Genomic DNA, 15,254 nt, shown 5'->3' with positions numbered 1-15,254 from the left:
TCCGGAAACAGCAGGTTCGGCCTCAGCAATCGAATCCTACGTGATTCCAGGGCCTTAGCCTATGCCCGCCAACCCTGGTGAATTATCCAGGCTAGAGATTAAGCTCGACATCTCGATGCAGCTGCGCGAGTCCCGCCAAATTCTCGAAGCAAAAGAGGCGGCGCATCAGAAAGATAGCGCGGAGTTAAAGAGCGCGCGACATGAACTACGTAGGCGCAACCTTGAGTTCCGCTCCGCCTTCGAACTTGCCGGATCGCCACGAGACGCCAAGCTCGCGGAGCTCAACAATCGGATTGGTCAGATCGGGCAGGAGATCACCTATCTAGGCTCGATTCGCGAACTTGCCGAGCGCGTCGCCAAGCTGATTGCGGAGCGGGATGCAGCCAATAATGAAGTCGATCGCTTGACTACAGTGATTACGCGCCTGAGCTCCGTTACCTCCGGACGTATTAGCCAAGCGATGAGCATGGTTAGCACCCGGGCCAAGTCACTTCTCAAGCAGGACCTGAAGCGGCAGGAGGAATTCGCCGACCCAGGAATGGTGACGGTCGATTTTGCCGATGATGCGGTTTTGGTCGATGGCAAGATGAACTTCGCCGAGAGCAGCAACGTCGTCCTCAAGAATGCCGCGATTCTCGCGCTGCTCGGCGCTGCTGCGGAGGACAAGAAGTTCTGGCACCCGCGCCTCGTTCTAATGGACAATGTTGAAGACAAGGGTATGGAACAGAAGCGCAGCCACAACTTTCAAAATATCATCGTCAACCTATCCCAGCAAGCTCAGCTTACACATCAAATAATATTCACCACTTCCATGCCAAATCCTGATCTAGACATGAAGAAATTTGCGATTGGACCACACTACACCGAACGGAATCGCACTCTAAATTTCGGGACCTAAATCTCTCTTATTTATAGTATCGGATATATATTTTCTGATTTAACGCCAACGATGCGCTCTGGCAGTACCGGAACAGCAGCTTGCCGCGTGATTTAATCCAGAAGCTGCCCGTCCGCTTCCGGCCCCAACGCCGCCGCTCCCCAAACTGCCCAGACCCAAGATGAGCCTGACCCATAAATTGAGAAAAACCGCTGATTCTCATACTATGGATCAAACATTCTTATTTTATGATCAACTCACACACCCCACCCAACGCCCCTTCCCAACGTCCCACCCGCCCGCTATAAGAGTTGCGAGTGATTTGCAATATCGGGCGGTGGGACGCCGCCCGGGGGACGTGACCGTGACCAGCGTGACCAGAGACCAGGCCGGCAGCGACGCCGTGGCCAGCCAGAGCATTCGTGCGCCCAGTGACTCGCGCCGGTTGTCGGTGAGGGGCCCGGCGGGCGGCATCACCGGGCGGTGGGTGGTCTATCAACTGCACTGGCTGCTGGGCATCACGCTGGGCTTCGTCCTGGCGCTCATGGGCATCACCGGCGCCACCATGAGCTTCGAGGACCAGATCATGCGGGCGTTGAGCCCCGGCGTGGTCACGGTGGCGCCGCGCGCAGCGCCGGTGCTGACGCCCGACGCGCTGCTGGCCCGGGTGCGGGCGCAGCGGCCGGAGACGCGGGTGGAGGGGGTGTTCCTGTCCGCCCGCACGGATGAGGCGGCGCGCGTGCTGTTCGCCGGCGGGATGGGCGGCAACCGGGGGGAGCGCGCCTATGTCGACCCCTATGACGGCACGGTGCTGGGCCGCGCGACGGGGGAGGAGTTCTTCGCCTTCGTCCGCCGGCTGCACCGCTGGCTGGCCCTGCCCGGCAACGGCGACGGCATGGGCCGGCAGATCACAGGGGCAGCGGTCATGGCCCTGCTGTTCTTCTGCGCCTCGGGCCTGTATCTGCGCTGGCCCCGCCGGCCGCTGGACTGGCGCGCCTGGCTGGCGCTGGACACGGGCGCCAAGGGCCGCGCCTTCCTGTGGTCCTTGCACGCCGTCATCGGCACCTGGGTGCTGCTGGTCTATCTGGTCATCGGCCTGACGGGGCTGTGGTGGTCCTATGACTGGTATCGGGACGGCGCCACCCGCCTGCTGACCGGGCAGCCGCTGCCGGCGCGGGAGGAAGGCCCCCGGGGCGAAAGGGGCGCCGGGAAGCGCGACAATGGCGCCGCCCCCGTTTCCATCGACACCGCCTGGGCCGCCCTCCTGGCGCGCGAGGGGGACCGGTACGCCACCGCGCTGCTGAGCGTGCCGGGCAAGCCGGGCGCGCCGGTGCGCGTGCGCTATCGCCCCGTGGGCGCGCGGGCGGACCAGCCGTTCGATGAGATGGCGCTGGACGGCGCCACCGGGGCCGTGACCTCGGAAAGCCACTTCGCCGACAAGGCGCTGGGCGCCCGGCTGCTGGCCGGGGTGTTGACCCTGCACCGCGGCACCTATTTCGGCACCGGCGGGGCCGTGGTGTTCATGGTGGCGGCCGGCGCCATGCCCCTGTTCACCATCACCGGCCTGCTGATGTACCTGGACCGCCGGCGCAAGAAAAAGGCGGCGCGGGTGGCGCGCGATGGGGCCCAGGATGGGGCCGCAGGTCCCCTGGCGCCCGCCCCCTTGGCGTACCCCACCACCGACACCACCCTGACCATCGCCTATGCCAGCCAGACGGGCACGGCGGAGCAATTGGCCTGGCGCACCGCTGGCGTGCTGCGCGATGGCGGCCGGGCGCCACAGGTGCTGCCCCTGGCCAAGCTGGACCTGAACGCCCTGCGCGGCCGCCTGCTGGTGGTGGCCAGCACCTATGGCGAGGGGGAGGCGCCGGACGACGCCCGCGCCTTCGCCAAGAAGCGCATGGCGGTCCCCGCCGATCTGGCCGGGGTGGACTTCGCCGTGCTGGCCCTGGGCGACCGCCAATATGAAACCTTCTGCGGCTTTGGCCGCGCGCTGGACCGCTGGCTGGGCGAGAGCGGCGCCACCCGCCTGTTCGACCCGGTGCTGGTGGACGACAACGACGCCAACGCCCTGCGCCAATGGCAGGAGCACCTGCGCGCCCTGGGTGCCGGCGCCGCACCCGATTGGGCGCCCGAAACCTATGGCCGCTGGCGCCTGGCGGAGCGTCGCCTGCTGAACCCGGGCAGCCCGGGCGGCCCCGCCTATCACTTGGCGCTGGAGCCGCTGGACCAGCCCATGCCCGTTTGGGCCGCCGGCGACATCGCCCAGATCCTACCCGGCAACGACAGCGGCGCCCACCACCGCGACTATTCCATCGCCAGCCTGCCGGCCGAGGGCCGCGTGGACCTGCTGGTGCGGCAGCAGACGCGGCCCGACGGCACCCTGGGCCTGGGTTCCGGCTGGCTGACGGCCGGCGCGGCGGTGGGGGGCGAGGTGCGGATGCGCCTGCGCGCCAACCCCGGCTTCCACGCCCCGTCCGGCCCGGCGCCCCTGATCCTGATCGGCGCCGGCACCGGCCTGGCCGGCCTGCGCGGCCACCTGAAGCACCGCCAGGCCCTGGGCCTGGGCGACGCCTGGCTGTTGTTCGGGGAGCGCAACGCCGCCACCGATGCCTGGCATGCCGAGGAGATCGCCGCCTGGCAGGCCGAAGGCACCCTGGCGCGCGTCGACCTGGTCTATTCCCGCGATGGCCAGGGCTACGTCCAGGATCGCCTGGCGGCCCAGGGGGACATTGTGCGCCAATGGGTGGACCGGGGCGCCGCCGTCTATGTCTGTGGCAGCCTGGAAGGCATGGCCCCGGGCGTGGACCGGGCGCTGGAGGCCATCCTGGGCCGCGACCGCCTGGACGCGCTGACCGCGAACGGGCGGTATCGGCGGGATGTGTACTGAGGTCCTTTTACAAGCAATAAGCCCACCTCATCGCTTGTCAGGCCGCGACGGCGGCCGCCGGAGATTTCCGGGGAGCCGAAGGCGGACTGGAAATCGAGGACAAGCCAGGGCTCGGATGGGCCCGCCCGGCGTCTGAGGGACAAAAACTAAGTCGCCCGCACCACCAGCCGCGTCGGCAGGATCAGCGACTCCGGCCGCTCCCCGTTGATGAGCGCCAGCACGCTCTGCGCCAGGCGCACGCCACCCTCCGTCCAATTCTGGTGGATCGAGGTCAGGGCCGGGGTGTGGAAGGCGGCCATGGGGGTGTCGTCATAGCCGATGACGGACACGTCGTCGGGCACGGTCAGCTTCGCCTCCGTCAGGGCGCGCATGGCGCCCAGCGCGATGGCGTCGCTGCAGGCGAAGATGCCGTCGAACCCACCCGTGGTATCGGCCAGCAGGCCCCGCACCGCCGCCACGCCGGCGTTGAAGGTGAAGTCGCAGGGCGCCAGCGCCACCAGCGCCGCCCCGGCGGTGGCCAGCGTCTGGGTGAAGCCGTGCAGGCGTTCCGCGTTCTCGCGGTGGTGGGTGTCGCCCAGGAAGACCAGGCGGCGGCGCCCCGTCTCGACCAGGCGGGCGGCGGCCAGCGCCCCGCCCTGGTGGTTGTCGCTGCCCACGAAGACCGGATCCATGCCCGGCTGCGGCGCCCCCCACACCACCAGCGGCACACCCATGGGCAGCAGTTGGCGCACGGCGGTGTCGTCCGCGCCCTGGCCCAGCAGGATGGCGCCGTCGGCCGCCTGCACCGCCGCCGCCGGCTGTGACGCCCCGGTGGTCAGCAGCACATTGTATCCGGCCACCGTCAGTTCCTGGCAAATGCCGCCCAGCAGGTCCAAGGGAAAGGGGCCGGACATGGGGCGTTCGGGCGACGGCGTCATGTCCACCACCACGGCGATGGTGTGGCTGCGCTGCAGGCGCAGGTTCCGCGCCGTGGCGTTGAAGCGATAGCCCATCTCGCGCGCCAGTTCCTGGATGCGGCGGCGCGTATCCTGCCGCACGGCGGGGCTGTCGCGCAGGGCGCGGGACACGGTGATGATGGACACCTGCGCCTTGGCCGCCAGGTCGGCCATGGTCAGCCGGCCGGCGTCCGCCTGCACACCCCCCTCTGCGGCGTCCCCGCCCGGCAGGGTGGGGTCCGGGGAGCGGGGCGCCGGACGGGCGGACTTGGCGGGGCGCAGGCTCATAAGCGGTTCCGAAACCAGGAAAGAACGGGGCCGGTGAAAGGATGGACCGGCGGAAGACTGTTCCATAGCCGGGCACCGCTTGCCAAGCCGGGGCTGCTGCGCGGAAACCCGAGTCGCGCCATCCCTTCCCCTGGGATGGACGTTTCGGCCCGCATAATCCCCTATGCCAGGAAAGGGCCCTGGGACGCCGCACCGCACCAGTCCTCGGTGTCGGCACCGCTGTAGGCGTAGCAGCGAATGACATCGATAACAACACCGGCACAGCCATGCCACCCGATATTCAGATGCAGGGGGCCTTAAATGCCAAGGATTTAAGACTGGGGGCGCCCTTCCCGGTCAATTTGCTGCGCTTGCGAAGCGCAATCGCAGCAACAGATGCCGTATCGCGGGGCGGTTCAGCGGCCCCCTTCAGGCGGTCACCGGCAAAATGATATCGATGTCTTGTTATCGATGTCATCCGATGTTATCGAAGCGTCATTCAAGCAAGGGTGGCAGGCGATCCATCAAGGACGCGCCATCCCGATAAGAAGCCTTGGGTCAGGGCGCGACGGGGCGAGCCAGTCCAAGTCACGATCACACCAAGACATAAGGGGAGGGAAGGATGTCACATCCACATCGGATAGGTGCGTTATTGGGCGGCGTCGCGTTGGCGGCCCTGCTGATGCCGGTTGCGGGCCTGGCCCAAACCGCGGCGGCCCAAACCGCGACGGGCCAGAACACGCCGGCGCCGCAGGCGGCCAGCGGCGCTTCGGAAGAGCTGCAGGAAATCATCGTCACCGGCACCGCGCGCAGCGACGGCATGAAGAAGCTGGACGCCAGCTTCGCCATCAGCACCATCAAGGCCGAGGACATCGTCGCCCAGCAGCCCAACGGCACCGCCGACCTGCTGAAGCTGACGCCCGGCCTGTGGGTGGAATCGACCAGCGGCACGGCCGGCCCCAACATCGACGTGCGCGGGTTCCCGGGCGGCGGCGACGCGCCCTTCATCACCATGCAGATCGACGGCTCGCCCATCTATCCGGCACCCACCCTGTCCTTCATGGACAACTCCACCCTCATCCGCCTGGACGACACGGTGGAGCGGGTGGAGGTGCTGCGCGGCGGCCCGGCCACCGTCTTCTCCAACGCCCAACCGGGCGCCACGGTGAACTTCATCCAGCGCAAGGGCACGGACACGCCGGAAGGCAGCATCCGCCTGACCGTGGGGGATGAGGGGCTGTACCGCGTCGACACCTATTACGGCGGCCCCATCACCAAAGACCTGAACTTCATGGTCGGCGGCTTCTACCGCTATAACGAGGGCATCCGCAGCACCCAGTTCCCCGCCGACGACGGCGGCCAGGTGGTGGCCAACGTCACCAAGAAATTCGAGAATGGCGAGTTCACGTTCTACGGCCGCCGCACGGACGACAAGAACGCCTTCTACACCGCCATCCCGCTGGTCAGCAGCAACGGCGGCAAGGACATCTCGGCCTTCCCCGGCACCGATCCGGGCACCTTCAGCCTGTACAGCAACGACGTCCGCAACGTCACCATCGAGACCGGCCCCGGCCAGTCCAAGAACCTGGACATCGGCGACGGCCGCGGCATTCAGCTGACCACCCTGGGCAACACCCTGGACCTGGACCTGAAGGGCTGGCAGCTCAGCAACAAGATGAACTTCGTCACCGGCCGGGCCTTCACCCAGTCGGAATTCACAGGCTCGAACCCTGAGACGCTGGGCCAGTTCATCAGCGACACCGTCACCTCGGCCAACGCCAACGCCGCCGTGGTGGCGGCGGCCGGCGGCATCGCCACCGGCGGCTCGGCCAAGATTGTCGGCTCCGGTGCTGCGCTGACCAACATGAACCAGCAGGTCATCGCCGTGGGCATGTGGTCGGTGGACAAGCGTATCCAGTCCTTCACCGACGACGCGCGCCTCAGCCATGAGCTGTTCCCCGGCAACACCCTGACGGTGGGCGCCTATTTCGCCCAGTATTCGTCCAAGGACCAATGGTACCTGGGCAACAACTACCTGCTGACCATGACCAACCACCCGCAGGCGGTGGACGTGGTATTGAACAACGGCGCCAAAGCCTCACGCGGGGGCCTGACCTCCGGCTCCTTCTACGCGCTGGACGCCAGCTATGACGGTACCGCCGTGGCGGGCTTCATCTCCGACGAATGGAAGATCACGCCGGACCTGCGCATCGACGCCGGTTTCCGCATGGAACACCAGAGCATCAACGGCACCATCAGCAACGACAGCACGGGCGATTTGGACAACAACCCGCTGACGCTGTACGACAACGCCGCCAGCTACACCAACGGCACCTATTACGGCGTCAGCTCGCACCGGACGGAGCCGTCATGGACCGTCGGCGCCAACTACTACCTGACCGACGATCTCAGCGTGTACGCCCGCGTCAACAGCGGCCATGAGTTCCCGCAGTTCGACGCCCTGCGCGGCGGCGATTACCAGATGGTCAACATCCAGCAGCAGGAAGTTGGCCTGAAGACATCGTCGCACTATTACAGCGCCTACGTCACCGGCTTCCACAACACCTTCTCCGGCCTGTTGTACCAGGCGGAGGTGGTGAACCCCGACGGCAGCGGCAGCCTGATCAACGAGATCTATGGATCGGAAGCCTGGGGTGCGGAGTTCGAGCTGGCGGTGCGGCCCGTCACCAACCTGACGGTCAGCTTCCGTGGCACCTATCTGGATGCCAAGTACCAGGACAACCCCAGCTTCAACGGCAACCAGGTGCTGCGCCAGCCCAAGTTCCAGTTCTCCATCGCGCCGTCGTACGAGATCCCGCTGGACTGGGCCAGCCTGCGGCTGTTCGGCACCTATACCCATGTGGGCGACCGCTACGGCGACCCGGACAACCAGCAGCCGCTGCCGGCCTATGACACCCTGGACCTGGGCGTCTCGGCCGAGTTCGACCGCTACACCGTCCAGCTGACCGGCACCAACCTGACGAACGAGCTGGGCATCACCGAAGGCAACGCCCGCGTGGTCGGGTCCGGCACCAGCAGCGGCGGCGTCTTCCTGGGCCGCCCGCTGTTCGGCCGGTCCATCCACCTTAGCGCCGCGGCCAAGTTCTGACCCGCGTGAGTTCCCGGCCCTCCGCATCCGACAGCGGGGGCCGGGGTGTCATGGGGCCGTCGCCCCGAAGACGGCCCCTGGGGATGGGCGGGCATTGCCCCGATCTTTGTCCGCCCATCCTCCTTTTGCTTTCTTCGGCCTCCCCGTGAAGGTGACCCTGCCCGTGTCCAATACCGCCACCATCGCCCCGCCGCCCACCGCCCTGACGGAAACCGACATCCCGGCCCGCCTGGACCGCCTGCCCTGGGGTCGGTTCCACAGCCTGGTGGTGGCGGCGCTGGGCATCACCTGGGTGCTGGACGGGCTGGAGGTCACGCTGGCCGGCGCCGTCGCCGGCGCCATGAAGGAAAGCCCGTCGCTGGCGCTGAACAACGCCCAGGTTTCGGCGGCCAGCAGCGCCTATCTCATCGGCTGCGTGCTGGGCGGCCTGTTCTTCGGCTGGCTGACCGACAGGCTGGGCCGCAAGAAGCTGTTCAGCATCACCCTGTTGGTCTACCTGACCGCCACCGCCGCCACCGCCTTCAGCTGGGATTTCACCAGCCTGCTGGTCTTCCGCTTCCTGACCGGGGCCGGCATCGGCGGCGAATACGTGGCCATCAATTCGACCATCCAGGAGCTGATCCCCGCCCGCGCCCGCGGCTGGGTCACCCTGGTGATCAACGGCAGCTACTGGCTGGGCGCCGCCCTGGGCGCGGTCGGGTCCGTGGTGCTGCTGGACCCGCATCTGCTGGGGCCGGACATGGGCTGGCGCGCCAGCTTCTTCACCGGCGCGGTGCTGGGCCTGTTCATCCTGCTGCTGCGCCGCGCCATCCCGGAAAGCCCGCGCTGGCTGATGACCCATGGCCGCGTGGCGGAGGGGGAGGCCATCGTCGCCCGCATCGAGGGTGCCATCCAGGCGCGGGGCCAGGCCCTGCCCCCCGCCGGCCCGCCCGTGCGCCTGCGGGAGCTGCGGACGGTGTCGACCGCCGCCGTGGCCAAGTCGCTGCTGCGCGACTATGGCCGGCGCACCGTGCTGGGCCTGTCGCTGATGACGGCCCAGGCCTTCTTCTACAACGCCATCTTCTTCACCGAGGCCCTGGTCCTGACCTCGTTCTTCGACGTGCCCTCCAACGATGTCGGCTGGTACATCCTGCCCTTCGCGGCCGGCAACTTTCTGGGTCCCCTGATCATCGGCCGCTTCTTCGACACCATCGGCCGCGTGCCCATGATCGCCGGCACCTATGCCCTGTCGGGCGTGCTGCTGATCGGCACCGGCATCCTGTTCCAGCAGGGCCTGCTGACCGCCACCACCATCACCCTGGCGTGGAGCGTCATCTTCTTCTTCGCCTCGGCCGCCGCCAGCTCGGCCTATCTCACGGTCAGCGAATGCTTCCCGCTGGAAATCCGCGCCGTGGCGATCTCGCTGTTCTTCGCCTTCGGCACCGGCCTGGGCGGCGTCTGCGGCCCGCTGGTGTTCGGCGCGCTGATCGACACCGGTTCGCGCACCAACGTGCTGTGGGGCTACGTCCTGGGCGCCGGCCTGATGATCGCCGCCGCCATCACCGAACTGGTCCTGGGGGTGAAGGCGGAGGGCCGGTCGCTGGAGGACGTGGCCGCCCCCCTATCCTCCACCCCCTCCTCCTAAGCCCGCCGACGGAACCAAAGGGCTGCCGCCCGAGTTACCTCCATCCCCCGGCGGGTCCGACCATCCCTGCCCCGAACCTCCCGATCAACACCACGTGGATCAGCCCGTGACAGCCTCCCTCCCCCCCTTCCCCGCCGCCCCGTCCGCCACCGACCCCTGGGTGGTCGTCGCCCAGGGCGACAGCCCGGCGGCGCTGAAATGCACCGAATCCCTGTTCACGCTGGGCAACGGCTTCATCGGCGTGCGCGGCGGCGTGGAGGAGGATGCGCGCTCCACCGCCCCGGTCGTGCATCTGAACGGCGTCTATGAAGTCACGCCCATCACCTATCATGAGAAGGCGCCGGGCTTCGCCGAGGCCAGCGACACCCGCATCCCGGTGCCGGATGGCACCCTGATCGGCCTGACCATCGAGGGCGAGCCGCTGGACCTGTCCACCGGCACCGTGCTGGCGCACCACCGCTGGCTGGATCTCCGCACCGGCGTCCTGCACCGCAGCCTGCGCTGGCGCTCTCCCGCCGGCCGTACCCTGCGGCTGGCCACCGAGCGCCTGGTGGTGGAGGACCATCCCGGCCCCGTCGTCATCCAGTACCAGGTGACGGCGGAGGACTTCACGGCGGAGGTGGTGGTGGATTCCTGCCTGGCCCCGCACCAGCCGCCGGCGGCGGACGCGGACGGCGTGCACGACCCGCGCGTCGGCCCGCAACTGGCGGCCCTGGCCTTCCGCCGCTGGATCGTGGAGGACGGTATCGACGGCATGGTGCTGCGCACCGGCCGCAGCCGCCAGGGGGTGGCCGTGGTCATGTCCCATGCCATGACCCTCACCGGCGGCGGCCCCGTCCTGGTGAACAGCCTGCGCGACCAGGGCATCGTCAGCCACACGGCCCGCGCCACCCTGGCGCCGGGGGCCGTCCTGACCCTGGTGAAGAGTGTCGCCTATGCCGCTGACAGGGGCGGGGACGGCCCCTCCGCCGATGACGCGCTGGCCGCCACCGCCGTGGCGGCGCTGCGCCAGGCGACCGCCATTGGCCTGCCCGGCCTGCGCCAAGCGCGGACCCAGGCACTGCAGGACTTCTGGCTGTCCTCGGATATCGCCATCGACGGCGCGCCGGAGCTGGAGCGCGCGGTGCGCTTCAACCTGTTCCAGCTGTTGCAGGGGGCGGGGCGCGACGGCCTGACCTCCGTCGGCGCCAAGGGTCAGAGCGGCGAAGGCTATGAGGGCCACTACTTCTGGGATGCCGAGATCTTCGCCCTGCCGGTGCTGGTCTACACCCGGCCGGCGGTGGCCCGCGCCATCCTGGAATACCGGCACCGCACCCTGGACGGCGCCCGCGCCCATGCGCGGGCCATGGGCCACCGCAAGGGCGCCCTGTATCCCTGGCGCACCATCGGCGGGGCGGAGTGCTCCGCCTATTTCCCCGCCGGGTCGGCGCAGTACCACATCAACGCCGACATCGCCCATGCCGTGCGCCAGTATATGGACGCCAGCGGCGACGACGATTTCCTGGTACGCCACGGCGCCGAAATCCTGTTCGAAACGGCGCGCCTGTGGCTGGACATGGGGCACTACAATCCCCGCCGCGGTGGCCAGTTCTGCATCCATGAGGTGACGGGGCCGGACGAGTACACGGCCATGGTGGACAACAACCTGTACACCAACGCCATGGCCCAGGCGCACCTGGAGTACGCGGCCGAGGTTGCCGCCCGCCTGGGCCGGGAAAAGCCGGAGGCGTTCGCCCGCATCGCCGCCGCCATCGGCCTGGGTGCCGAGGAGCCGGAGGGCTGGGGCCAGGCGGCGGCGGCCATGTACCTGCCCTATGACGAGGCCAGCGGCCTGTATCCGCAGGACGACAGTTTCCTGAACAAGAAGCCCTGGGATTTCGCCGGCACGCCCGCCAACCACCATCCCCTGCTGATGCACTATCACCCCCTGGTGCTGTACCGCCACCAGGTGTGCAAGCAGGCGGATGCCGTCCTCGCCTTCTGCCTGCTGCCCCATCGCTTCGAGCCGGAGGCCGTGCGCCGGTCCTTCGCCTTCTATGAGGCGGTGACGGTGCATGACAGCACCCTGTCGGCGGGGGTGTTCGCCCTGCTGGCGGCGCGGCTGGGCCAGATGGACAAGGCGCTGGCCTATTTCAAGGACACCGCCCTGGTCGACCTGGACGACCTGCACCACAACACCGGCCACGGCCTGCACATGGCGGCCATGGCCGGCAGTTGGATGGCCCTGGTCCAGGGCTTCGCCGGGCTGCACGCCCTGGGCGGCACCCTACGCTTTACCCCCACCCTGCCCCCCGGCTGGACCAGCTATCGCTTCCGCATGGATTTCCGGGGCAACCGCATCGAGGTCGTCGTCGGTTGCGACGCCGCAACCAGCTACCGCCTGCTGGCGGGGCCCGGGCTGGCGCTGAGCCACCATGGCCAGGTCGTGCACCTGACACCAATAGCCCCGGAACAGGTGATGGAGGGCGCCCGCCATGCCGCGCTTTGACGCCGTGCTGTTCGACCTGGACGGGGTCCTGGCCGACACCGCCCACATCCACTTCGCCGCCTGGCGCCGCCTGGGGGAGGAGCTGGGCATCCACCTGGAACCCGCGTTCGAGGAGAAGCTGAAGGGCGTCGACCGCATGGGCTCGCTGGAGCTGATCCTGGCCCACGGCGGCGTCACGCGGACGGCGGAGGAAAAGCGGGTGCTGGCCGACCGGAAAAACGGCTATTACACCGCCGCCGTCGCCGAGCAGACGCCCGACGACCTGCTGCCCGGCGCCCGGCGGGTGCTGGAGGAGGCGCGCGACGCCGGGCTGAAGATCGCGCTGGCCTCCGCCAGCCGCAACGCCCCGCCCCTGCTGGAACAGCTGGGCATCGCCCCCTTGTTCGACGCCATCGCCGACCCGGCGGCGGTGAAGGCGCCCAAGCCCGCGCCAGACCTGTTCCTGGAGGCCGCGCGCCTGGTGGGGGTGGCGCCGGACCGCTGCCTGGGCATCGAGGATTCGGTGGCCGGCATCATCAGCATCAAGGATGCCGGCATGGTGGCGGTGGGCATCGGCGATCCCACCGTCCTGACGCGGGCCGATTACGTGGTGCCCACGACCGCGCAGCTCCACATCGGCGATTTCCTGTAACGCGCCCCCTTATCCTTACCGCGTGGGGGCCCGGCGCCGGCCCTTGCCGGGAAGGTCAGGCCACCGGTTCCGGAACGCGCCCAGCCGCCTGCTGGGCGTGGTGGAAATAGGACAGCCCCCAGGAGGTGCGGATTTCCTCATGCCGGGGGGCGCGGGCGAAGCCGGGTTGGCGCAACGGTAGGGCCAGCAGTTCATCACCCTCGCGCAGCAGCAGGTCCAGCGCCTCCAGCCCCGCCACCGCCGCCGTCACCGCGTCCGCGCCGAAGCGGGGCGCCAGGAGTTTCAGCAGGGGCCCGACACCCTGGATTTCCGCGCAAGCCGTCAACACCGCCGTGGCCACCGCATCCAGCTCATACCGGCGGAGTGGGCCGGCACGTCCGTCTTCCACCACCGCCGTTCCATTGGGCGCCGCTCCATCGGGCGCCGCTCCGGCCGCCGGGGTCAGGGTCAGCGTCGCCTCCCCCTTCCGCCACCGCTCCAGCTCTGCCGCCAGGGCGGCATGGGCCGCCGCCAGGTCTTCATCCGGCCGCTCCGGCACCATGTCGAAATGATAGGCCAGGCGCGTCAGGCTGTCGGCGTCGTGCGGGTAGATGTGGGCGTAGCCTGGCACCGGCTGGATGGTTACGCCGAAGGCCGCCGGGTCGTTGAAGTACGGGCTGAACCGGTCGGCGCGCACCCGATGAAAACCACCGGGCGGGTGCAGGTGCATGATCTTGGGCACCGCCGCCGCCGCCGCGCGATAGTGGTCCGCCGTCTCCCCCGGGAAGCCGTAGAGGTGGGACCAGTCCACCAGCACCCCGGCCTCCGCCGCCAGGCGCAAGGTCTGGACGTTGCGCAGCAGGGTGGTGCCCTTGCGCATCAGGGCCAGCACGGGGGTGCTGAGAGATTCCACGCCCGGCTGAATCTTGCGCACGCCGGCCTGGCCCAGTAGGGCCAGCTGACCCGCCCGCAGGTTGGCCTTGACCTCGTAATGCAGCAGCAAGGGCCGGTCCAGCGCCGCCAGGCGGGGCAGGAAATCGCCGAAGTAGCGGCTGTCCAGGATGTTGTCGACCACCATGATCTCGCGCCCGAAGCGGTCGGCCACGGCGGTCAGTTCGGCATAGGCGCGGTCCTGGCTCTTGCTGCGATAGGCCATGCCCAGGCCGTTCAGGCCACAGAAGGTGCAGTGGTGCTTCTGCCCCCACCAGCAGCCGCGCGCGCTCTCAAACAGCGGGAAAGCGGGGAAGCGCTCCGCCACCGCCGGCAGGCGGGCGCGGTCGGCATAGAAATCGGCGTAGTCCAGGGCCGGCAGGCTGTCCATGTCGGTGATCATGCCGGCGGGCGCGGTGGCGGGGACGGTGGCGCCATCCGGCCCGCGCACCGTGGTGCCGGGCAGGCCCTCCAGGGTCAGCCCGGCGGCATGGCGGCGCACCAGCTCGGGCAACACCTCCTCGGCCTCGCCCCCCACGACGACGTCGATGAAGGGATAACGGCGGTGCAGTTCCACCCCCATCTCATCACTGCAATTGGCGCCGCCGAAGACGATGAGGATGTGGGGGTGCGCCGCCTTGATGCGCCGCGCCAGGGCCAGCGAGGCCATGGTCTGCTGGAAGGAGGTGGAGAAGCCGACGACCATATAGCGCGACCAGTCGACCAGGCCGAAGCAGTGCTCAATGAAGGCAAGAGCCTTGGTGCGGGCCTCCAGGATGCCCATCAGGCGCTGCGCGCTGAAATACCGGCCGTAATCCCCCGCCATGAGGCCGTTCAGAAAGGTGAAGGGCTCCGTCTGCGGCGTCCCATGGGCGGCCCCGGCGAACACCCAGTCCCCCACCATGGCCAGGAAATAGCGGCTGTCCTCGACCGCGGCATAGGCGTCGAAACCGATATAGTCCGCGAAATCCAGATAGAAATGCCGGATATCCGCCGCCATCCCCTGCCGGGCCAGCGCGCCCTTCAGCAGGGACAGGCCGATGACGGGGTAGTGCAAGGCGGCAACGGGCATGGCCACTAGCAGAGTGCGGCCGGCACCGCTTTCAATCGCTGCCGTCGCAAACTTCATGTTTGTCGGTTCCGGATAAAGCGGAAAGCGCGCCCCTTCGGCTCTGCTGAAAAGACGCGCTGACCTTAAATGTCACTCGCAACGTCTCGACGGACATCGCAACTCTGTAGATATTCAGAAACGGATACTTCTGATAATTAATTAATACCAGACATCCGGAAGCGGGTTCGAGGCAATATGAGCTGCCAAATCATCAGCGGCATTGCCAAATGCTTGATCTCCAAGCTTGGCAAAGAACGCCAGAGCCTCCGCAGATGCCTTATAGCCCAGAATGGCCAGCGTACCCTTGGGATCAGCCAGCAATTGCTTACGGAAGCCAGGCTCCAGCAGGGCACGCCCCAGGACCTTCTGCACATCCTCGGGCGTCATCTCGGTCAGAAATTGAGTCATAAATC

9 protein-coding genes are annotated in these 15,254 nt (G+C 68.1%); 6 read left to right on the top strand and 3 right to left on the bottom strand.

All coding sequences use genetic code 11. The features are described 5' to 3' along the window. The first annotated feature begins 61 nt into the window (after window positions 1-61). Window positions 62-898 (top strand): hypothetical protein, encoded by an 837-nt coding sequence (locus FBZ90_RS10900; protein WP_145731921.1) that lies wholly within the window; start codon window positions 62-64, stop codon window positions 896-898. A 343-nt stretch (window positions 899-1,241) separates the two neighbouring features. Next, window positions 1,242-3,767 (top strand): PepSY domain-containing protein, encoded by a 2,526-nt coding sequence (locus tag FBZ90_RS10895; RefSeq protein ID WP_211101987.1) that lies wholly within the window; start codon window positions 1,242-1,244, stop codon window positions 3,765-3,767. 146 nt (window positions 3,768-3,913) lie between these two features. On the opposite strand, the gene FBZ90_RS10890 is transcribed toward FBZ90_RS10895, so the two are convergent. Further along, complete coding sequence (locus FBZ90_RS10890; protein WP_211101986.1) at window positions 3,914-4,990, bottom strand: LacI family DNA-binding transcriptional regulator; 1,077 nt, start codon at window positions 4,988-4,990, stop codon at window positions 3,914-3,916. Between the two features lie 601 nt (window positions 4,991-5,591). On the opposite strand from FBZ90_RS10890, the gene FBZ90_RS10885 reads away from it, so the two are divergent. The 4 genes from FBZ90_RS10885 to pgmB all read left to right on the top strand — a co-directional run bounded on the left by FBZ90_RS10885 (window position 5,592) and on the right by pgmB (window position 12,821). Beyond that, window positions 5,592-8,078, top strand: coding sequence for a TonB-dependent receptor (locus FBZ90_RS10885; RefSeq protein WP_145731917.1), 2,487 nt, complete (start codon window positions 5,592-5,594; stop codon window positions 8,076-8,078). 163 nt (window positions 8,079-8,241) lie between these two features. Further along, window positions 8,242-9,702, top strand: a complete 1,461-nt coding sequence (locus FBZ90_RS10880; protein WP_246130295.1) for an MFS transporter — start codon at window positions 8,242-8,244, stop codon at window positions 9,700-9,702. Between the two features lie 106 nt (window positions 9,703-9,808). After that, window positions 9,809-12,190, top strand: a complete 2,382-nt coding sequence (locus FBZ90_RS10875) for a glycoside hydrolase family 65 protein (protein ID WP_145731915.1) — start codon at window positions 9,809-9,811, stop codon at window positions 12,188-12,190. Continuing rightward, window positions 12,177-12,821, top strand: a complete 645-nt coding sequence (gene pgmB / locus FBZ90_RS10870) for a beta-phosphoglucomutase (RefSeq protein WP_145731913.1) — start codon at window positions 12,177-12,179, stop codon at window positions 12,819-12,821. Before FBZ90_RS10875 ends, pgmB begins: the two co-directional genes overlap by 14 nt. Window positions 12,822-12,876: 55 nt before the next feature. Here the strand turns inward: pgmB and FBZ90_RS10865 are convergent, their stop codons facing one another. Together FBZ90_RS10865 and FBZ90_RS10860 are read right to left on the bottom strand one after the other, a co-directional pair. After that, window positions 12,877-14,859 carry a RiPP maturation radical SAM C-methyltransferase gene (locus FBZ90_RS10865; RefSeq protein ID WP_145731911.1) on the bottom strand — a complete coding sequence of 661 codons (1,983 nt, stop codon included), beginning with the start codon at window positions 14,857-14,859 and terminating at the stop codon, window positions 12,877-12,879. Window positions 14,860-15,000: 141 nt separating this feature from the next. Continuing rightward, window positions 15,001-15,249: an Os1348 family NHLP clan protein gene (locus FBZ90_RS10860; RefSeq protein WP_145731909.1), complete on the bottom strand. Its 249-nt coding sequence runs from the start codon at window positions 15,247-15,249 to the stop codon at window positions 15,001-15,003. Window positions 15,250-15,254 lie beyond the last annotated feature (5 nt).

The organism is Nitrospirillum pindoramense (assembly GCF_007827955.1).
GTDB classification, from domain to species: domain Bacteria; phylum Pseudomonadota; class Alphaproteobacteria; order Azospirillales; family Azospirillaceae; genus Nitrospirillum; species Nitrospirillum amazonense_B.
This window is presented reverse-complemented; position numbering and strand designations above follow the sequence as displayed.